Below are 18465 nucleotides of genomic sequence, written 5' to 3' on the forward strand. Positions count from 1 at the left end.
GCCGGTCATCGCAGCCTCGGCTTCTCCAGCACGTCGATATCGCCTGCCGCATCCTCCAGACGCCGCAGGATCGCGGCATGCGCATCCTTGAGCCCCTGATTGTAGAAGACATATCCGACTTCTTCGGCCAGAAAGTCGACGAAGATTTCCGCCTGCAGCAAGCCGATCTCGGTTTCGGTCTCCCGGGCCAGATACTCCCGAACACGCTCGGCCAGCACGGCCCTGTCCTGCTTCTCCAGCATTGATCCTCCATTATTCAATCGTTTGGGCGGGGAGCAAAACCGGGTGAGGCCTTCCGTCCGACGTCGCGTATCGGCGTTACCGTAACGGAAGCTTCAAGGGAATCAATCGATCCATTCATGCAATTTGTTTGCCAGCCGGCCGGGACGGCGATAGAGCGGCGGGCAAGGAGTTCCTGAACAATGTCCAATGCAGATTTCCGCGAAGGCCTCAAAAGCGGCTTTCCGATCGCCCTTTCCGCCGCTCCCTTTGGCGCGCTGTTCGGCGCGGTCGCGGTCGATAACGGGCTGAGCGTCGCCGAAGCGACGATCATGAGCGGCACCGTCTATGCCGGTGCCAGCCAGCTGGTCGGCATCGAATTATTCGGCCAGAAAGTAGCCCCCTGGCTGATCGTGCTATCGGTCTTTGCCGTCAATTTTCGCCATATTCTCTATTCGGCCGCCATTGCCAGAATGATCACCAACTGGACTTTCCTGCAAAAGGCCATGGGGTTCTTCGTGCTGGTGGATCCACAATTCGCCGAGTCGGTCAGGAAATACGAAAACACCGGCGTGGTCGGTTTTGCCTGGTACATGGGCTTCGCCACGCCGATCTATATTCTGTGGCTGGTGATGACCATTGTCGGCGCATCGCTCGGCAATCTCGTCGGCGACCCGAAAGCCATCGGCCTTGATGTGCTGTTGCCGATCTATTTCATGGGCATGGTTTTGAGCTTCCGCCAGCGGGAGAATTTTTACCCGGTGATGCTGGCAAGCGCTCTTGGCGCAACCGTTGCCTATCACATCGTCGGCTCGCCCTGGCATGTCAGCCTCGGCGCGCTTGCCGGCATTCTCGTCGCAGTCGTCTATCCGCCGAAACCAACCGGCGAGGCCAATTCTGAAAGCAAGGTGGAAACGCCATGAGCGATCTGCTGCACGCCGACACGCTGATCCTGATCGCGCTCGCCACTGTCGCCACCTATCTTACCCGCATCGGCGGTTATGTTCTGATGACGCGGATGAAATCCATCCCGCCGCGCATGGAGGCGGGATTGAACGCCGTTCCCGTGGCGGTTTTGACGACCCTTGTCGCACCCGCCTTTTTTGAAGGCGGATACGAGGTGAAGATCGCCATGGTGGCCGCACTTCTGGTCTGCCTGCGTTTCCCCGGCCTGACGATGCTGGCCATTGGCTGGGCCATCGTCGTCGCCATCAGGCACTTTTCTCTCCTTTAAGCGCTCCGCTCCAGAGGCTGCGTGGCCGCAACAAGCCACACCTTCACCTCTTCATCCGCGATCAAAGGCGAGAGCTTTTCCAGAACGCCGGCGTGATAGGCATTCAGCCAGTCCAGTTCGTCGTCGGTCAAAAGTGCCGTGACGACCAGCCTGCGATCGATAGGGCACCAGGTCAGGGTCTCGAAGGACAACATCGGCTGATCGCCGCCCGCGACTTCCGCCGCCTCGCGCACATAGATCAGGTTTTCGATGCGAATGCCAAAAGCGCCGGGGCGGTAATAACCGGGCTCATTCGACAGAATCATGCCCGGCAGAAGTTCCTGCGTCGAAAGCCGAGAAATACGCTGCGGCCCCTCATGCACCGAAAGATAGGAGCCGACGCCGTGGCCGGTGCCATGAGCATAATCCGCACCGGCCTTCCACAGCGCGATACGCGCCAGGGGATCGAGATCGCAACCGCGCGTTCCCTTGGGAAACCGTGCGTCGCTGATGGCGATCACGCCCTTCAGCACCAGCGTGAAGAAACGCCGCTGATCTTCCGGGACATTGCCGATTGCCACGGTGCGGGTGATGTCAGTGGTGCCGTTGACATATTGCGCGCCGGAATCGACGAGGAACATCTCACCATCGCCAAGTGTCCGGTCCGTATCGGTGGTGACGCGATAATGGATGATGGCGGCATGTTCGCCCGCGCCCGAAATCGTATCGAAAGACACGTCCTTTAGAGGATTCTGGAGAGACTGCCCCACTTTGGCGCGCGCAGCCTCCAGCGCCTTCACGGCCGCGATTTCGGTAACGCTGCCCGGTTGCTGACGATCCAGCCAGCACAGATATTCAACCATAGCCGCGCCGTCCTGCACATGTGCCGCTGCCGAGCCGGCAAGCTCCGCCGCGTTCTTGCACGCGCGCGGCAAGCGGACGGGATCGGCCTCCTCGATCAAGGTGCCACCCGCCGCCGTAATCGCCCCTGTCAGCGCCACAGGCGTCAGATCGGCGTCCACCATGACGCGGCCCTTGGCGCTGGCAATGGCGTGCAGACGATCGGCGATAGTCGATGGCGGCAATTGCGTCGCCAGCTGTGCCAGATAGGCCTCGGCCTCGATACCGGTCTTGCGTTTGTCGAGAAAAATATCGGCCTTGCCATCCGCATAGATGATGGCGCGGGCAAGCGGATGCGGCGTGTGCGGCACATCGTTGCCGCGAATATTGAAAATCCAGGCAATGGAAGACGGATCTGTCACCAGCAGTGCATCGGCTCCCTTGGCAGACACCGTCTCTGCCAGCGAGGCGATCTTTTCCTTCGCCAGCTTGCCGGTGAAGGCTTCCGGCTGGATGACGACAGGCTCCAGCGGTTCTGACGGGCGGTCGTGCCACAGCGCATCGAGCGGGTTGTTTTCGAGCAGGACGACGGAACCGCCCTTCCCCGCAAGCGCCTTTTCCAGCCGCTTCAATTCAGCGCCGGTATGCAGCCATGGATCGATCCCGAGCCGAAAGCCCGCAGCCCCGTGCTCCGACAACCAGACGGAAGGCGGGGCACCGACCAAATCACCACCGCTGAACACCGATTGATCGACCTGCGACTTCAACTGCGTGGTATACCGGCCATCGACAAACACCACCGCCTCTGCGCGCGTTACCAGCGCAATGCCGGCAGAGCCGGTAAATCCGGTCAGCCATGACAGACGCTCAGATGATTCAGGTACATATTCGCCCTGATATTCATCGGCACGCGGCACCAGGAAACCATCGATACCAAGGGCGTCGAAACTGGCACGCAGCGCCTCGACGCGGGCCTTGCCGAATTGCGGCGCGGATTTGTTTTCGAAGGTCTGGAACATGGGCATCTTTCGGGAACTGTCATGAGGAAAGCGGTCGGTCACGCCGTCAAATCATTGGCGCGCAACGACAATGCCATGCCGACAAACCCGGTTTCAAGCCATATGTGCCATCAACCATTACGACAGGCACGCGCGCTGCCGTTTACCGCAAAGGCTGAGAAAGGACGCCACTAAATTGAGCAATTTTCCCTAAATAAGTAATATTGAAAAGCCGCAGACATGCGAAAAACGCATACATACCTTGAAGCAAGACCCCTAACCAAACAAAAACACATCGCTTATCTTCAAGCCAACACAGCGAGAGACACACTCTCCTGGCAAACAAGGATTTGAAGCAATGGCAAAATCTTTCCTCCGCACCGCTTTCGATCGCGTCATTGAAGCACGCGAGCGTCAGGTCAGCCGTCATGTCAACGCAGCCCTGCTCAACCTCGACGACAAGTCGCTCGAAGCGCTCGGCATGAACCGCGCCGAACTTCGCCGCACCGCAAAGTCCAGCTACGTATTCTGATCACTTCGGGCGCGGCGATCCTCCCTCCACCGCGCAGGAACAGGAATACGTCGACCCGCTTGAGCGATTCTCCTCCAATATGCTCGCGGGTTTTCAGGCGGCGCGAAAGCGCCGCCTTTTCTTTGTCCGGAAACGGATGCTGCTAAAGTGTCAGTCCTTGCGCAGATGCAGCGTGACCCAGCCATTGCGCCAGATGGTGCGGACGTGGGAGAGTCGCGCGCCATTATAGGCCGCAAGCACCTTCCAGCGCTGCGATGCGAGAATTCCCGACAGGATGACAGTGCCGCCGGGCGCCAGATGCGTGACAAGCTGCGGCGCCATCTTGATGAGCGGCCGCGCCAGAATATTGGCGATGATGAGATCGAACGGGCCGTATTTGCGGAAAGCGTCGGAGTGGAAACCCGGAGCGGTTTCAAGCGCCAGCCCGGAGACGATGCCGTTCAGCCGCACATTCTCCCTGGCCACGCGTACCGCGATGGGATCAATGTCCGTTGCGAGTACCGGAATATGGCGCATCTTGCGCACGGCAATTGCCAATACACCGCTGCCGGTGCCGAGATCGAGCGCATTGCGCACGGTCCGCGCCCGCAGAACATCCTCGATCATCTCAAGGCAGCCCGCTGTCGTGCCATGATGGCCGGTGCCGAAAGCCTGACCGGCCTCGATCTCGATGGCCAGATCGTTGGGCTTGATCTTATCGCGATCATGCGCGCCGTGAACGATGAAGCGCCCTGCCCGTACCGGTTTCAGCCCCTCGAGCGACTTGGCGATCCAGTCGATGTCGGGAACGATCTCCTTTTCGATGGCGAGGCCGGGAAAGGCCGGTGCCAGCAAGGTGTCGATGCGCTCGCGGAATTCGTCTTCCTGCTCGGCCATCAGGTAAACCGAAGCTTCCCAGATGTCGCGTTTCTCATCCACCTCGGTGGTGGCGATCGCGACATCCTCCTCGCCGAAATAGTCCGACATGAGATCGAGGATTTCACCGGCCTTGATTTCGGTCGTGGTGACGTAAAGTCGGATTTCGCTCACGGCAGGCTGCTTTCTCTAGCTAAGGTTCTTAAGGCTTGCATTTGCCACAAAACCTCCGCCAGTCCAATAAGCCAGGCACAATTATGCCGTCTCGTTCAACCCTTCAGCAGATTCTGGAGCTTCTGCTCGGCAACATCGGGGTTCTCGCCATAGGCGATGGTGCCGGAAAAACGACCATTGGCGTCAAGCAGGATGACGGAAGCCGTGTGATCCATGGTGTAGTCACCATTCGGATCCTTGTCATCGACCGGCACCTTCTTGGCATAGATGCGATAGCCTTTCAGCGTTTCGGCAATCTTGTCGGCCGGACCGGTGATGCCAGTGATCCGCTTCGAGACGTTGGAGACATATTGCTGCATGAGCTCAGGCGTATCGCGCTCGGGGTCTACGGATACGAAATAGGCCTGCAGCTTGTCGCCGGCTGGGTCTACCTTCTCCATCCAGCCGTTCAGCTCGAACAACGTCGTTGGGCAGACTTCCGGGCAATGGGTGAAACCGAAAAAGAGCGCTGTGGGCTTGCCCTGAAACGCCTTTTCGGTGATCGGCTGACCGTTCTGCGCCGTGAGTTCGAACGGCACGCCATAGGCCGTTTCCACCATTTCCTCACGGGTCTTCGTCATTTCGAGCGTCAACCAGCTGACGACACCGACAAGAACGACCACCACGGCCCACAATACGATGCGAATATTTCTCATTGTCCTAATCCTACCCCCGAAGGCCGGCCGCATGACGTGGGCCTCCACCGTCTGATAACGAACAGCGGTGGCGACGGCAAATCAACTGGGCGTATTTGCGTAAACCGCGCTGATTTGTCACAAAGCCGGGACGGGACGGCAGATCACAGACACCAGGCGATGCCGCTTTGCACGGCGGAGAGGAAAATATCCGTGCCGTGTCGCACCCAGCCATCGAAGGCAAGAAGCACGACGGCAAGCGAAGCCGCTACCGCAAGGCTTGCAAGAATAAACTTCAGCGGATTGGCAACGAGTGTATTCATGCGTCTGTTATAACCTGTTTGCACCAGCACGAAAACCGCCAAAATACTGGGTTTTGCGAGCGCGGCACCGCCAATTGTTAGGGAAAGTTTAAAATCTTGCTGTGCAATATGGCCATAGCGGTTTTTAAGTTCCGACATGATGTCTCCCGGTCCACTCCGGCCACCGCATAAAGCTCAATCATGCATGGGCCTGCCTAAGAGCCGCCAGAGGAAACCTGCCGTCATGTCCAACGCCATCAAGCAATCCGGCGCATATCTCGAAATCGTTTCCTTCCATCTCGGCGGTCAGGAATTCTGCATCGACATCATGGCGATCCGCGAAATCCGCGGCTGGGCACCGGTTACCCCGATGCCGCACACGCCGCCTTATGTTCTCGGCCTCATCAACCTGCGCGGCGCCGTCATCCCCGTCATCGACATGGCAGGCCGCCTCGGCATGAAAATGACCGAACCCTCCGAGCGCTCCGCCATCATCGTCACCGATATCGGCGGCAAGCTGGTAGGACTTCTGGTGGAACAGGTCTCCGACATGATGACCATCCGCTCCGAAGACCTGCAGCCGGCGCCCGACATCATTCCCGAAGAACAGCGCAACTTCTGCCGCGGCATCGTGGCGCTGGAAAAGAGCATGGTGTGCTTCCTCAACCTCGACACCGTGATTGCCGACGAGCTGGCGCGCGAAGCGGCCTGATAGAGCCGGTGAGGTTTTGATAATATAACGCGCAGGTTCCATAGCTTGCCCTGAGGGGCACGGCAGGGTCGGAAACCTCTCCTCCGTCATGCTCGGGCCTGTCCCGAGCATCTACAACCTATCGATTTTACGATACGTGACTGGATCCTCGGGACGGCCCAAGGATGACGTCGCGGGTCAATTATGGTGTCAGCAGTACCAAGGGCAAAGCCTCAAGGCTTGCCCTTTTCCCACGTCACCTGCTGGTTATAGAGAGGCACCGTCGAAATCGCCATCTTGGCCGAGCCATCCTTCAGCTCGCGCGCATGGACCAGATAGATCAGCGTGTCATTCGCCTTGTCGTAAACGCGACTGACGACCAGCTTCTTCCACACCAGCGACATGCCCTGCCGGAACACCTCTTCGCCGCCCTTCGACAGATCGATATCACCGATTTCGACCGGACCCGTCTGGCTGCACGAAATGGCGTTGTTGGAAGGGTCCTCAAACCAATTGCCATTCTTCAGCCGGTCGATGACGCCACGATCGAAATAGGTGACATGGCAGGTCACGCCCTTGATCTTGGGATCGGCAATAGCCTCGATGACGATATCGTTGCCGATCCAATCGACACCGACCTTACCGACGACCTCCGAATGCGCAACCGTCACCGGAAACAACACCAGAAAGCCTGCAAACAAACCCGAGAGCGTTTTCATCGTCATCGCATGTTCTCCGTTATGCTACTTCAAACATAAGTGCCGGGAACGGTTACGCAACCCGCGAGACAACACGTTTTTTCATGCTGCAAGGCTGATAGCCCGTGGAAGTGAGACGGCCGGCAACCATGCCGATCTTTTCCGGCAGGTCGCGGATATGGTCAACGCGCAACGCCCTGGCCGCCGCAATCGACGCTGCCGCGCAGACGACAGCATCTTCGGCGGCGTTATGGTGCACGAAACGCAACTGGAGGTGATGGGCAATCACATTCAGCTTGTGCGACGCCAGCTGCGGCCAGACATGGCGTGCAATCTTGACGCTGCAAAGATAGGAAAGATCAGGATAGGACTGCCGGTATTTGTCGAAGGATGCCCGCATGACGCTGAAATCGAAGGCGGCATTGTGGGCAATCATCGTGGCGCCGTGGAAATCGTCGATGAATTCTTCCATCACATCAGGGAATTCCGGCGCATCCTCTACATCGGCAGGGCGAATACCGTGCACGGCAATATTGAAGGGCGAGAACCGCATGTCCTTCGGCCGGATGAGCCGTTCCTCGACGCGAACGATCTCACCGTCTTCTATCCACGCAAGCCCGATGGAGCAGGCGCTACCCCGTTCCTCATTGGCGGTCTCGAAATCGATGGCGATGGTTTTCAAGAGTGATTCCCGTTGTTTCATTCCGGCATAGACCGGATTGGCGTCAAAGAGAACCGGCTTCGGTAGACCCCGCTTCCACAAGCATCCAGTCAAGCAACCTCACAAGATCGGGATTATCAAGCATGCGCCGCGGATAAACCAGGAAATAGGCAAGCGTGCTGGCAATGTCCGTGCCGAAGGGAGCTATCAGCGCTCCCTCGGCAAGTTCGCGGGAAACAAGCGATCGCCGCGTCAGCGCAACACCATGCCCGGCCTTGGCCGCGTCCAGCGCGCCGTTGCTGTCGATGAACACGGTACCCCCGGAAGCATCGACCTCTGTAGCCCCCGCCGTTTCCAGCCAGCGCCGCCACTCGTTGCGGTTTTCATCGTGCAAAAGCGGCACGCATTTCAGATCACCGGCCACCCGAAGCGGGCCATATTTTTCAAAAAGGTGCGGCGAGCAGACCGGCAAGGTGCTGTCGTCTATGAATCGGATGCTTTCCAGCCCTTCATAGCGACCGAAACCGTGACGCACGGCCAGATCGACATCGTCCCTTGAGAAATCCACCAGCCGGTTCGTCACACTGATACGAACATCCACTTCCGGATGTTGTTGCTGAAAGCCGGGCAATCTCGGCATCAGCCATTGCACCGCAAAAGTTGGCGTGCAGCTTAACGTCAAGACCGTAATCTCTGATCGCGCCGTCAGTTCCGCCGTCGCCTCGCGCATCATCCGGAATGCGGTGCGAAGGGAACCGTAATACCGCTCGCCCTCACGCGTCAGCTGGATGCTGCGCGGCTTGCGGACAAACAGCTGCACGCCAAGGCGGGCTTCCAGCTCCCGGATTTGCAGGCTGACCGCGCCGGGGGTGACGTTCAACTCGTTGGAGGCAAGCGTGACACTGCGGTAGCGCGCCGCAGCCTCAAAGGCCTGCAATCCTTTCAAGGAAGGGAGTTCTGCAACCATGGTTTAGCTGAGCTCAATTATCCGACGAGAAACTATCGTTTGAAAACAGCATAATATGAGGAGTAAATAGATGCAACGGGCGCGGACGGAACCAAGATTGCCAGACGACTGATTGAGGTAAACTCAACCGATATCGGGTGGCTGAACGTGGCGTTCTCTGTGACTATTTCAATTTTCCAGCGGTGGGAGAGACGAAGGTGGCAATACAAAAACAGATGGATGCCAGCGAATGGGGGATGCTTGTGGCGCTCTCGCTGCTGTGGGGCGGATCGTTCTTTTTCATCGGCATTGCCGTCAAGGAACTGCCACCCGTCACCATCGTCACGCTGCGTGTCAGCCTCGCTGCCACGGCACTGCTGATCGTCTGCCGCATCATGGGCCTTCATCTGCCACGGCAATGGGCCGTATGGCGCGCCTTTTTCGGCATGGGCCTGCTCAACAACATCATTCCCTTCTGCCTGATCGTCTGGGGCCAGACCCATATTGCCAGCGGGTTAGCCTCGATCCTCAATGCGACGACGCCGCTCTTTACCGTCATCGTCGCCCATTTCCTCACAGCCGACGAGAAGATGACGGGCAACAAGCTGGCGGGTGTTCTCATCGGTTTTGCCGGCGTGGCGACGATGATCGGCCCGGCAGCCTTTGGCGGTGCGATCTCCGGCCTCTGGGGTCAGATTGCCATTCTCGGCGCAGCTATCTCCTATTCTTTCGCGGGCATATTCGGCCGCCGCTTCAAGGCCATGGGCGTGCCGCCACTGATGACCGCCACCGGCCAGATATCGTCTTCGACACTGATGCTGATCCCCGCCGCGCTCCTCATTGACAAGCCTTGGACGCTTGCCATGCCGAGCCTCGGCACCTGGGGCGCACTCATTGGTATCGCGCTCTTGTCCACGGCCCTGGCCTACCTCATCTTCTTTCGCATCCTTGCAACTGCCGGCGCCACCAATCTCGCGCTCGTCACCTTCCTCATTCCCGTCAGCGCCATCCTTCTCGGTTCGCTCATTCTCGGAGAACAGCTGGAAATTAAGCACTTCGCTGGAATGGCGATGATTGCCGCCGGCCTTGCCGCGATTGACGGCAGGCTGCCGGCAAAACTAAGAGATTTCCTGCGCAAGGCACCCGCTTGACAGTGACAGTTCGTAAAAGCATTCTCGCCATCATGATCGCTATCAAGACGACGACCACCCGCCATATGACGATGACCGGTCAACCGGCAGGGAAAGGCATGTCCGCGCACTGAGCGATCAACATCCACCCCTGCCGATAAGAGCAGGGGTGTCACGCCTGCTCCGAACGCGCCACAAGGAGACAGGCATGAACATGAAACCAGCGGATATTACAAACAAGCCATTTGATCTGAAGGACGTTGTCCTGCGCGCGACCCGGCTTGAAGACGTCGAAGCTTTGACGGAAATGCTCAACCTTCCCGGCGTCCGGCACGGCACCCTTCGGCAGCCTTTCCAGACGATTGAAAAGACGAGAAAATCGATAGAAAACAGAGCCCCTACCGACATCGTCATCGTCGCGGAGTGGCACGGAAAACTCGTTGGTAACGCCGGATTATACCGCAGAGCGGGCAGACAGTACCATGTCGCCGATCTTGCGATGTCCGTTCACGACGATTTCGCCGGAAAGGGCGTCGGTTCAAGGCTTCTGACGGCACTCATCGACGCGGCCGATAACTGGCATGATATCCGTCGCATCGAACTGAATGTCTTCACCGACAACCTCGCCGCCCTCCGGCTCTATGAGAAACTCGGTTTCGAACGCGAGGGCACCTTGCGCAACGATGCCTATCGCGACGGCAAATATGTCGACGCCTACGTCATGGCACGTCTGCGCTGATGTTTCAGGCGGACAAATGATCGGCAATCACTTCCCGAATGGTCCGACGTGACCATTCGGCCAGTTTCTCATCACGTCCACGTTGAGCCTCAAGCGTGATCAACGCCTTCCACAGCGCCCAGCCGCGCCCGCGCTGCCATGTGGCATTGTCGAGATCCATCGCTAGGCGAAAGACGTTCCGGCTTTCGGCGTCGAGCACGTTCCATGCCAGAATGAGATCGGAAGATGGGTCTCCGACGCCGGAACTGCCGAAGTCTATGACGGCTGAGAGGCGGCCATCTCTCACCAGCAGATTGCCTTCGGCAACATCGCCATGCACCCAAACGCCCTGGCCATGCCAGCTGCTCGAAAGAGCAAGCTGCCATATTTCCGTGGCCAGCCTCTGATCGACCTCATCGGCAAGGCGCAACGCCGCCGCCCTCGCCTCGCCGTCATAGACCGCAAGCGACCCACCGCGGTGGAAATTGTGCTCGCCCGCAAGCGGACCATCCGTCGCATCGATGCCCTGCAGGGATTTCAAAAACGCTGCTACGTCGACGGCTATTGTTGCGAGATTTATATGCCCAAGATGCCGGGCGAGAGCCTCGCCATCAAGCCAGCCATAAACGGACCATGGAAACGGATAATCTTGTCCCGGCTCACCAATCGCCAATGGCTTTGGGATCGGAAGAGGCAAAAGAGGCGCAAGCTTCGGCAGCCAGCGATGCTCCTTCTCCACCTGTGCCACATAGCGGCCAGCGCTCGGCAGGCGAACGAGCATATCATCACCAAGGCGGAAGCTGCGATTATCCCAGCCGCTCAGTTCCACCGGCCTGACATCAAGCCCCGCCCATTGCGGAAACTGGCTTGCGATCAGCGCTCGAACCTGCTGCCTAGAGATGACGATGCGGTCATCCATGTCCCGTTCCCCGTTTCAGGATGAGACCCATAGCGGCGCAAAACAACGAGGCGATGACGGTGCTTCAGCCACCGATCAGCGCCAGCCACTCGTCCTCGTCCATGGTCTGAACGCCCAGCTCCGCCGCCTTGGCAAGCTTGGAACCTGCCCCCGGCCCGGCCACCAGAATATCCGTCTTCTTCGATACGGAGCCGGCCACCTTGGCGCCCAGACTTTCCGCACGGGCCTTGGCCTCGTCGCGCGTGAATTTTTCCAGAGACCCGGTAAAGACCACCGTCTTGCCCGCCACCGGGCTGCCTTCGGTCGAGGGCTTCTCGGCCTCCTTCGGCCGCAGCTCCCGTATCAGCCGGTCGATGACATCGAGATTGCGCGGTTCCTTGTAGAATTCGATGATGGCGCGCGCCACGACCTCGCCGATGCCATCGATACTGTTGAGTTCGGCCCAGGCATCGCTCGCCGGGTCGGCTGCCGCCTTCATGGCTTCCTCGAAATGCTCATAGGTGCCATAGGAACGCGCCAGAAGCTTCGCCGTGGTTTCACCGACATGACGAATGCCGAGAGCGAAGATAAGCCGATGCAGATCGATCTCGCGGCGGGCATCGATGGCATCGAACAGTTTCTTGACGCTGACCTTGCCGAAGCCATCTATGTTTTCGAGCTTGGTAAGATGCGATGCCTCCTGACGCGCCTTCAGCGTGAAAATATCAGGCGCGGTCTTGATGGAGAGGGCCGGATCCTCGCTTTCGAAGAAGAAATCGATCTGCTTGGTACCCAACCCCTCGATATCGAAGGCATTGCGCGAAACGAAATGTTTCAGATGCTCGACCGCCTGCGCCCTGCAGACGAAACCGCCGGTGCAGCGCGTGACCGAATCGAGCTTACCGGTCTTTTCGTTGCGCTCCCGCACCGCATGGCTGCCGCACACAGGACATTTCTCCGGAAACGCATATTTCACCGCCTCAGCCGGGCGCTTCTCCAGAAGCACATCCAGCACCTGCGGAATGACATCGCCTGCACGCTGCACGATGACAGTATCGCCAATGCGGATATCATGATCCTCGGGCCGAATGCGCTCGCCGCTATTGCCGATACCCTCGATGTAATCGGCATTGTGTAGCGTCGCATTGGTGACGACGACGCCGCCGACGGTAATCGGGGTGAGACGCGCAACCGGTGTCAGCGCGCCGGTGCGCCCTACCTGGATTTCAATGTTCTCGACCGTGGTGAAGGCCTGTTCTGCCGGAAACTTGTGTGCGGTGGCCCAGCGCGGGCTGCGCGAACGGAAACCCAGCCGTTCCTGAAGGTCAAGCCGGTCGACCTTGTAGACCACGCCGTCGATATCATAATCGAGATCGGGTCGCGCGACTCCGATTTCATTATAATGTTCAAGCAATTGTTCGGCAGAGGTGAATCGCTTCATCAGCGGATTGACCGGGAAACCCCATTCCCGGAATTTCTCGACGATACCATATTGCGTGTCGGCAATCCGCGTCGGCTGGCCGCCATTGGAGACCTCGCCAAGCGCATAGGCAAAGAACCGCAGCTTGCGTTTCGCCGTCACATTGGCGTCAAGCTGGCGCAGCGAACCGGAGGCCGTGTTGCGCGGGTTCACATAGGTCTGCTTGCCATCGGCCTCCATCTGGGCATTGAGCGCCATGAAGTCGCTCTTGGCCATATAAACTTCGCCGCGCACCTCTACCACATCGGGTACATCGGCAGGCAGCTCGTTCGGAATTTCCTTGATGGTCTTGATATTGGCGGTGACGTTCTCGCCCGTCGTGCCGTCGCCACGTGTTGCCGCCGTCTTCAGCTTGCCGTTCTCGTAGCGGATGGACATGGAAAGTCCGTCGATCTTCGGCTCAGCGGTAAAGGCAATCGAATCATCCGGCAGGTGCCCAAGGAAGCGGTAAACCGAACTGACGAAATCGCGCAGATCACCTTCAGAAAACGTATTGTCGAGTGACAGCATCGGCCGCGCATGCACGATGGGCGCGAAGGTGGGAAGCGGCGTGAAGCCGACTTTCTTCGAAGGGCTGTCGGCCCGCACCAGCGCCGGGAAAGCCGCCTCTATGGCATCGTTGCGCCGCTTCAGCGCATCGTAGTCCGCGTCCGAAATTTCCGGCGCGTCCTTGCCATGATAAAGCGCATCGTGGCGGGAAAGCTCGGCTGCCAGAAATGCCAGCTCGGAAGAGGCCTCAAGCTCGGTCAGGTTTTCGACGGGAATCTGGTCTTTCGACATGGAAGAAGCCTCACGGATGAATCTGCAATGCTTTTAGCGAATTATTGGCAAACGCAAAACCATCCTCGCTTTTCAACAGGCGGGAATCCGCTATTCTGAGCATCCGGATGAAACGGAAGCCGGAACCCACATGGAACTCACCACCCTCATTGCCTTTGCAGCAGCCTTCTTCGTGTTCGCGGCCAGCCCCGGCCCGGACAATATGACGATCGTCGCCCGCACCATCACCCATGGTGCCGCCTCCGGCCTCGCCTATGGGGCCGGAACCGTGGCAGGAATATTGATATTCCTCACGCTTGCAGCCTTCGGCCTGTCGATCCTCGCCGCCGAAATGGGAACGGTGATGGCGGTGCTGCGCTATGGCGGCGCGGCCTATCTCATCTGGATGGGCTTCAAACTCTGGACAGCGGAACCTGTGGTTCCCGATCTGCAACCCGTGAATGGCCACCGTAGCCTTCTTTCGATATTCGCCACGGGAACCGCGCTCAATCTCGGAAATCCGAAAATGCCGCTCTTTTACGTGGCATTGTTACCGAACGTTGTCGGCGCCTCGCTGACGGCCGATCACCTTCTGGCGCTGGCATCCGTCATCGTCGTGGTGGAGGCGGTTGTGATCGGCGCTCATGTGGTTCTGGCTGTGCGGGCAAGAAAGCTGCTGCGTGAGCCAAGAATCGTCCGCAGGGTGAACCGGGCGACGGGCGGCGTCATGATCGGCTCCGGCGTGGCGGTGGCCGTCAGCCGTTAATCCTTGGCGGCAAGCAGGCGGGCGGCAGCAGCCCTCGCCTCATCTGTCACCGAGGCACCGGCAAGCATGCGGGCGATTTCTTCGGTGCGATGTTTCGGCTCCATGGTAGCGACACGCGTGGCGATGCGCTCGGTGCCGTCGCCGGAGGGGCCTTTGGAAATGAGAAGATGTGTGGCCGCCCGCGCGGCCACCTGGGGCGCGTGGGTGACGGACAGAACCTGCACGGTTTTCGACAGACGACGCAGCCTTTGGCCAATGGCATCTGCCACAGCGCCGCCAACGCCCGTGTCGATTTCGTCGAACACCAGTGTCGGTGCCGAACCACGATCCGCCAGCGCGACTTTAAGCGCCAGCAGGAAACGGGACAATTCGCCGCCAGAAGCGACTTTCATGATCGGGCCGGGCCGCGTTCCAGGATTGGTCTGAACGTGGAATTCCACGATGTCGATACCGTCAGCCGTCGCTTGCTCCGGGTCGGAGCTGACTTCGACGGTAAAACGTGCCCGCTCCAGCTTGAGCGCCGGAAGCTCCGCCATGACAGCTTCGGAAAGCGCGTTCGCCGCATTGTGGCGTTTTTCGGAAAGCGATTTGGCCGCGTGGTCGAAATTGGCTTTCACAACGCCGAGATTGGCTTCAAGTTTGCCGAGCTTTTCTTCGCCCGCATCGAGGTCGGCAAGATCCGCGACCATTTTTTCCGCAATCGCCGGCAGATCAGGCACCGCGACATTATATTTGCGTCCGGCGGCGCGTAGCGCAAACAGCCGTTCCTCCACCCGCTCCAGCTCGCGTGGATCGAACTCGGTGCGGCGAAGTGCGGCCTCCACTTCCATCTGCGCGTTGGAAAGGCTGTCGAGCGCGGCATCCAACAATTGCACGGTGTCTTCCAGCAATCCCGGCGCCTCGTGGCTCTTGCGTTCCAGGCGCCGCATCATGGATGCGATCATGGGCACTGGCGAGGCGTTGCCGTTCAGGAACTCGCTCGCTTCGGCGATATCACCGGCAATACGTTCGGATTTCTGCATCACCGCCCGACGTTCGGCAAGCTCCTCCTCCTCGCCGTCGCGCGGCGAGAGCACCTCAAGCTCCTCGACGGAGGAACGCAGATAGTCCGCCTCTCGGGCAGCAGCCTCAACCTTGGCACGATGAGTTTTCAATGCCCGCTCGGCGTCCTTCCATGTGCGGTAGAAACCCTGAACGGCACGGGCATCGTCGCTCAGCCCGGCGAAAGCATCCAGCAGCGTGCGGTGGGCATCGGTATCGACAAGAGCGCGGTCGTCGTGCTGGCCGTGAATTTCGACCAATAGCTGCCCCAGCTGACGCATCATCTGCACGCTGATGGCCTGATCGTTGATATAGGCCTTGGTGCGTCCGTCTGCGGATTGCACGCGGCGGAAAATCAGGTCGCCATCGTCATCGAGGCCGTTTTCGCGCAGGAGATGCCGTGTGGGGTGGCTGTTCGGAACTTCGAAAGTGGCAGTGACCTGTCCCTTCTCTTCACCGTGGCGCACCAGACCGCCATCGCCGCGGCCCCCGAGGGCCAGCGACAGGCTGTCAAGCAGAATGGATTTGCCCGCGCCCGTCTCACCCGTCAACACGGAAAGGCCCGCCTCAAAGCCGAGGTCGAGCCTTTCAATCAGAACGATGTCACGAATCGAGAGCTGGACCAGCATGGCCTATGCCCTGTCTCAGGCGCCGATAAGCTTCTTGCCGGCGCGCGAAATCCAGGACCCCTTGTTTTCACGCGGCTCCAACCCACCGCCCTTCAGCAGCTTGTAGGAATCCGCATACCATTGGCTGTCGGGATAGTTGTTGCCGAGAACGGCGGCAGCAGTCTGCGCCTCGTCGGAAAGACCCATCGCATAATAGGATTCCGTCAGACGGGCCAGCGCTTCCTCGATCTGGTTGGTGTTCTGGTATTGCTCGACGACAATACGGAAACGCGAAACGGCGGCGAGATATTCCTTGCGCTCAAGGTAATAACGGCCGACCTGCATTTCGCGGCCAGCGAGCTGGTCGCGGGCGAAACGGATCTTGGCCTGCGCGTCAGCGACATATTCCGAATCAGGGTAGTCGTTGACCACCTTGCTCATCGCCTCGACCGTGCGCTGCGCGGCGCGCTGGTCCTGCGTCACGTCGGAAATCTGCTTCGAATAGGCAAGACCGATCATGTACTGAACGTAAGCGGCATCCTTGGAGCGCGGATACTGGCGCAGGAAGCGGCTGCCGGACGCGATGGCCACGTCGTTCTTGTTGGTGCGCGTGGCGATGAAGGTCTGCATCACAAGCGCCTTCTGGCCCCATTCGGTGAAGGGATATTGCTTGTCGATCGCCTCGAACTTGCGTGAGGCTTCCGTCATGTTGCCGGCGTTCATGTTTGCAAGCCCCTGCTTGTACAGAACGTCTGGCGGATCGGTCTCGACGCCGAGCTTGGTAATGTCGATATCCGGATCGGACTGGCAGGCCGTGACGGCAACACTCGCACCGACCAACATCAACGAAACGGCGATCCCCCGCATCGTACCCTTCATTGCACCAGACCCTACATGCTTCATTCGACAGTTCCCACTTCCCGCGCAAATACATAAGCATCGGCTTTGCACTGGCGTTTCTAGCCATAAAAGCATCTGCAGGGCAACGCAATGATGATGCATTAACGCATTTTTATGGCATCGGCCCATGCAATCGCATGAATATCAGGCGGTATGACAAAACATCCCGCCCCTCATCGTGAAAAAGCCGCCCCGAAACGGAGCGGCTTTTCCTGTCAATCAATAGCCTGCAACAAACTCAAGCGGACCAGGGTGCAAATTCCGGCATGTTGACCGGAACGAATTCGCGGGCACGTACCTGGTTGCGGGCGGCCGGAGCCTCCACGATCTCATAGGCCGAGCGGTCGCTCAGCAAAGCCTTCAGCGCGTTGGCATTGACCTTGTGGCCGCCGCGATAGGAGCGATAGCAACCGATGAACTGCGCACCGGCAAGTGCCAGGTCGCCCACGGCGTCCAGCGTCTTATGGCGAACGAATTCGTCCTTGGCATAACGCAGGCCCTCCATGTTGATGACGCTGTTGTCATCGGAGATGACAACAGAGTTTTCAAGCGAGGAGCCGAGTGCGTAACCAGCAGCCCACAGGCGCTCCACGTCACGCATGAAGCCGAAGGTGCGGGCGCGCGAAAGCTCGTTCTTGAACGTATCCGCCGTCAGGTCGCCCTTCCAGGACTGCTTGCCGATTAGCGGCGTGTCGAAGTCGATATCGACCTCGAACCGCGTGCCGTCGTAAGGGCGGAACTCCGCCCAGGACGCACCCGAATCGATGCGCACCGGCTTGATGACGCGGATATAGCGGCGCTTCACACCAAGGTTCTTGATGCCAGCCGATTCGATCGCATCGATAAATGGCGCAGAGCTGCCGTCCATGATCGGCACTTCCGGACCGTCGACCTCAACGACGAGGTTATCGAGGCCCATGGCGTAGATGGCAGCCATGACGTGCTCGACCGTTGCCACTGACTGGGATAGCGAGCGGCCGAGCACGGTGCACAGATCGGTATTGCCGACATTGGAAGACACCGCCTTCAACTCGGTTACGCTGCCATTTTCATGAAGGCGCTGAAACACGATGCCCGTTCCTGCTTCTGCGGGCTGGAACGTCATCGAAGCCGGATTGCCGGAATGCACGCCAATGCCCTTGAGCTGAACAGCATTTGCGATAGTCGTCTGAAATCCGAGCAGTCCGATAGTCATGCGTATATGCCTTGTTTTGAAAACCGCGCCGTATATTCAGCGCCGTTCAAGTTTTTCAAGCCGGTTTCAACAACCGGCGAGGTCAATGTTTTCCCTTACCCAGCCTCATACATACGCACATGAAAGTGCCAGGACAAATCACTGTTCGTTTCGGATTGTTACACGCA

The 18465-nt window shown here is 58.9% G+C and carries 20 protein-coding genes; 7 read left to right on the plus strand and 13 right to left on the minus strand.

The genetic code is table 11. From position 1 onward, the window contains the following. Positions 1 to 5: 5 nt before the first annotated feature. On the minus strand, positions 6 to 242 hold the full coding sequence (locus tag T18_RS16345) for a DUF2164 domain-containing protein (RefSeq protein WP_038491588.1): 237 nt from the start codon (positions 240 to 242) through the stop codon (positions 6 to 8). Positions 243 to 422: 180 nt separating this feature from the next. Here T18_RS16345 and T18_RS16350 point away from each other — a divergent pair, with 180 nt between their 5' ends. Further along, positions 423 to 1142 (plus strand): AzlC family ABC transporter permease, encoded by a 720-nt coding sequence (locus T18_RS16350; protein ID WP_019565299.1) that lies wholly within the window; start codon positions 423 to 425, stop codon positions 1140 to 1142. Continuing rightward, complete coding sequence (locus tag T18_RS16355) at positions 1139 to 1453, plus strand: AzlD family protein (protein WP_019565298.1); 315 nt, start codon at positions 1139 to 1141, stop codon at positions 1451 to 1453. The genes T18_RS16350 and T18_RS16355 overlap by 4 nt, the downstream gene beginning before the upstream one ends. On the opposite strand, the gene T18_RS16360 is transcribed toward T18_RS16355, so the two are convergent. Next, positions 1450 to 3291: an aminopeptidase P family protein gene (locus T18_RS16360; RefSeq protein ID WP_038491591.1), complete on the minus strand. Its 1842-nt coding sequence runs from the start codon at positions 3289 to 3291 to the stop codon at positions 1450 to 1452. The two genes, T18_RS16355 and T18_RS16360, sit on opposite strands and share 4 nt — an antisense overlap. A 337-nt stretch (positions 3292 to 3628) precedes the next feature. On the opposite strand from T18_RS16360, the gene T18_RS27180 reads away from it, so the two are divergent. Next, the gene (locus T18_RS27180; protein WP_003513176.1) at positions 3629 to 3802 is read left to right on the plus strand and encodes a hypothetical protein; all 174 of its coding nucleotides are present in this window, start codon (positions 3629 to 3631) and stop codon (positions 3800 to 3802) included. Positions 3803 to 3952: 150 nt separating this feature from the next. On the opposite strand, the gene T18_RS16365 is transcribed toward T18_RS27180, so the two are convergent. The 3 genes from T18_RS16365 to T18_RS16375 form a co-directional block, all read right to left on the minus strand. After that, complete coding sequence (locus T18_RS16365) at positions 3953 to 4831, minus strand: 50S ribosomal protein L11 methyltransferase (protein WP_003513177.1); 879 nt, start codon at positions 4829 to 4831, stop codon at positions 3953 to 3955. 95 nt (positions 4832 to 4926) lie between these two features. After that, complete coding sequence (sco, locus tag T18_RS16370; protein ID WP_003513179.1) at positions 4927 to 5526, minus strand: cytochrome oxidase assembly protein Sco; 600 nt, start codon at positions 5524 to 5526, stop codon at positions 4927 to 4929. A 143-nt stretch (positions 5527 to 5669) separates the two neighbouring features. Next, complete coding sequence (locus T18_RS16375) at positions 5670 to 5966, minus strand: hypothetical protein (protein ID WP_075807733.1); 297 nt, start codon at positions 5964 to 5966, stop codon at positions 5670 to 5672. An 85-nt stretch (positions 5967 to 6051) separates the two neighbouring features. Between T18_RS16375 and T18_RS16380 the strand changes: the two genes are divergently transcribed. Further along, positions 6052 to 6519 carry a chemotaxis protein CheW gene (locus T18_RS16380; protein ID WP_003513183.1) on the plus strand — a complete coding sequence of 156 codons (468 nt, stop codon included), beginning with the start codon at positions 6052 to 6054 and terminating at the stop codon, positions 6517 to 6519. A gap of 212 nt (positions 6520 to 6731) precedes the next feature. Here the strand turns inward: T18_RS16380 and T18_RS16385 are convergent, their stop codons facing one another. Genes T18_RS16385 through gcvA form a run of 3 tightly spaced genes read right to left on the minus strand, consistent with a single transcriptional unit; the run spans position 6732 to position 8824 of the window. After that, positions 6732 to 7223, minus strand: coding sequence for a CreA family protein (locus T18_RS16385; RefSeq protein ID WP_003513184.1), 492 nt, complete (start codon positions 7221 to 7223; stop codon positions 6732 to 6734). Positions 7224 to 7269: 46 nt separating this feature from the next. Continuing rightward, positions 7270 to 7878: a 3'-5' exonuclease gene (locus tag T18_RS16390; RefSeq protein WP_013636498.1), complete on the minus strand. Its 609-nt coding sequence runs from the start codon at positions 7876 to 7878 to the stop codon at positions 7270 to 7272. A gap of 43 nt (positions 7879 to 7921) precedes the next feature. Further along, on the minus strand, positions 7922 to 8824 hold the full coding sequence (gene gcvA / locus T18_RS16395; RefSeq protein ID WP_038491596.1) for a transcriptional regulator GcvA: 903 nt from the start codon (positions 8822 to 8824) through the stop codon (positions 7922 to 7924). Between the two features lie 197 nt (positions 8825 to 9021). Here gcvA and T18_RS16400 point away from each other — a divergent pair, with 197 nt between their 5' ends. Together T18_RS16400 and T18_RS16405 are read left to right on the plus strand one after the other, a co-directional pair. Continuing rightward, positions 9022 to 9954, plus strand: a complete 933-nt coding sequence (locus T18_RS16400; RefSeq protein ID WP_025594031.1) for a DMT family transporter — start codon at positions 9022 to 9024, stop codon at positions 9952 to 9954. A 187-nt stretch (positions 9955 to 10141) separates the two neighbouring features. Continuing rightward, positions 10142 to 10672 (plus strand): GNAT family N-acetyltransferase, encoded by a 531-nt coding sequence (locus T18_RS16405; protein ID WP_013636501.1) that lies wholly within the window; start codon positions 10142 to 10144, stop codon positions 10670 to 10672. Positions 10673 to 10676: 4 nt separating this feature from the next. Here T18_RS16405 and T18_RS16410 read toward each other — a convergent pair whose 3' ends face one another. Both T18_RS16410 and ligA read right to left on the minus strand, forming a co-directional pair. Further along, complete coding sequence (locus tag T18_RS16410) at positions 10677 to 11570, minus strand: aminoglycoside phosphotransferase family protein (protein ID WP_038491599.1); 894 nt, start codon at positions 11568 to 11570, stop codon at positions 10677 to 10679. Between the two features lie 64 nt (positions 11571 to 11634). Next, positions 11635 to 13809 (minus strand): NAD-dependent DNA ligase LigA, encoded by a 2175-nt coding sequence (gene ligA / locus T18_RS16415; RefSeq protein ID WP_038491602.1) that lies wholly within the window; start codon positions 13807 to 13809, stop codon positions 11635 to 11637. A gap of 130 nt (positions 13810 to 13939) precedes the next feature. Between ligA and T18_RS16420 the strand changes: the two genes are divergently transcribed. Then, on the plus strand, positions 13940 to 14554 hold the full coding sequence (locus T18_RS16420; protein WP_038491604.1) for a LysE family translocator: 615 nt from the start codon (positions 13940 to 13942) through the stop codon (positions 14552 to 14554). Here T18_RS16420 and recN read toward each other — a convergent pair. From recN to lpxC, 3 genes are all read right to left on the minus strand, one after another. After that, positions 14551 to 16224 carry a DNA repair protein RecN gene (gene recN, locus T18_RS16425; RefSeq protein ID WP_038491607.1) on the minus strand — a complete coding sequence of 558 codons (1674 nt, stop codon included), beginning with the start codon at positions 16222 to 16224 and terminating at the stop codon, positions 14551 to 14553. The two genes, T18_RS16420 and recN, sit on opposite strands and share 4 nt — an antisense overlap. Before the next feature lie 15 nt (positions 16225 to 16239). Then, positions 16240 to 17106, minus strand: coding sequence for an outer membrane protein assembly factor BamD (locus T18_RS16430; RefSeq protein ID WP_003513201.1), 867 nt, complete (start codon positions 17104 to 17106; stop codon positions 16240 to 16242). Between the two features lie 235 nt (positions 17107 to 17341). Further along, a complete protein-coding gene (gene lpxC, locus T18_RS16435; protein ID WP_003513204.1) occupies positions 17342 to 18298 on the minus strand; it encodes a UDP-3-O-acyl-N-acetylglucosamine deacetylase in 957 nt (318 codons plus the stop codon). Positions 18299 to 18465 lie beyond the last annotated feature (167 nt).

This window comes from Rhizobium sp. TBD182, from assembly GCF_001950375.1.
GTDB lineage: Bacteria > Pseudomonadota > Alphaproteobacteria > Rhizobiales > Rhizobiaceae > Agrobacterium > Agrobacterium tumefaciens.

Excerpts from the sequence above, each read along its gene's own strand:
- T18_RS16345 (WP_038491588.1), bottom strand. The coding sequence starts at position 242 with ATGCTGGAGAAGCAGGACAGGGCCGTGCTGGCCGAGCGTGTTCGGGAG.
- T18_RS16350 (WP_019565299.1), top strand. The coding sequence starts at position 423 with ATGTCCAATGCAGATTTCCGCGAAGGCCTCAAAAGCGGCTTTCCGATC.
- T18_RS16355 (WP_019565298.1), top strand. The coding sequence starts at position 1,139 with ATGAGCGATCTGCTGCACGCCGACACGCTGATCCTGATCGCGCTCGCC.
- T18_RS16360 (WP_038491591.1), bottom strand. The coding sequence starts at position 3,291 with ATGTTCCAGACCTTCGAAAACAAATCCGCGCCGCAATTCGGCAAGGCC.
- T18_RS27180 (WP_003513176.1), top strand. The coding sequence starts at position 3,629 with ATGGCAAAATCTTTCCTCCGCACCGCTTTCGATCGCGTCATTGAAGCA.
- sco (WP_003513179.1), bottom strand. The coding sequence starts at position 5,526 with ATGAGAAATATTCGCATCGTATTGTGGGCCGTGGTGGTCGTTCTTGTC.
- T18_RS16375 (WP_075807733.1), bottom strand. The coding sequence starts at position 5,966 with ATGTCGGAACTTAAAAACCGCTATGGCCATATTGCACAGCAAGATTTT.
- T18_RS16380 (WP_003513183.1), top strand. The coding sequence starts at position 6,052 with ATGTCCAACGCCATCAAGCAATCCGGCGCATATCTCGAAATCGTTTCC.
- T18_RS16385 (WP_003513184.1), bottom strand. The coding sequence starts at position 7,223 with ATGACGATGAAAACGCTCTCGGGTTTGTTTGCAGGCTTTCTGGTGTTG.
- gcvA (WP_038491596.1), bottom strand. The coding sequence starts at position 8,824 with ATGGTTGCAGAACTCCCTTCCTTGAAAGGATTGCAGGCCTTTGAGGCT.
- T18_RS16405 (WP_013636501.1), top strand. The coding sequence starts at position 10,142 with ATGAACATGAAACCAGCGGATATTACAAACAAGCCATTTGATCTGAAG.
- T18_RS16410 (WP_038491599.1), bottom strand. The coding sequence starts at position 11,570 with ATGGATGACCGCATCGTCATCTCTAGGCAGCAGGTTCGAGCGCTGATC.
- ligA (WP_038491602.1), bottom strand. The coding sequence starts at position 13,809 with ATGTCGAAAGACCAGATTCCCGTCGAAAACCTGACCGAGCTTGAGGCC.
- T18_RS16420 (WP_038491604.1), top strand. The coding sequence starts at position 13,940 with ATGGAACTCACCACCCTCATTGCCTTTGCAGCAGCCTTCTTCGTGTTC.
- recN (WP_038491607.1), bottom strand. The coding sequence starts at position 16,224 with ATGCTGGTCCAGCTCTCGATTCGTGACATCGTTCTGATTGAAAGGCTC.
- T18_RS16430 (WP_003513201.1), bottom strand. The coding sequence starts at position 17,106 with ATGAAGCATGTAGGGTCTGGTGCAATGAAGGGTACGATGCGGGGGATC.
- lpxC (WP_003513204.1), bottom strand. The coding sequence starts at position 18,298 with ATGACTATCGGACTGCTCGGATTTCAGACGACTATCGCAAATGCTGTT.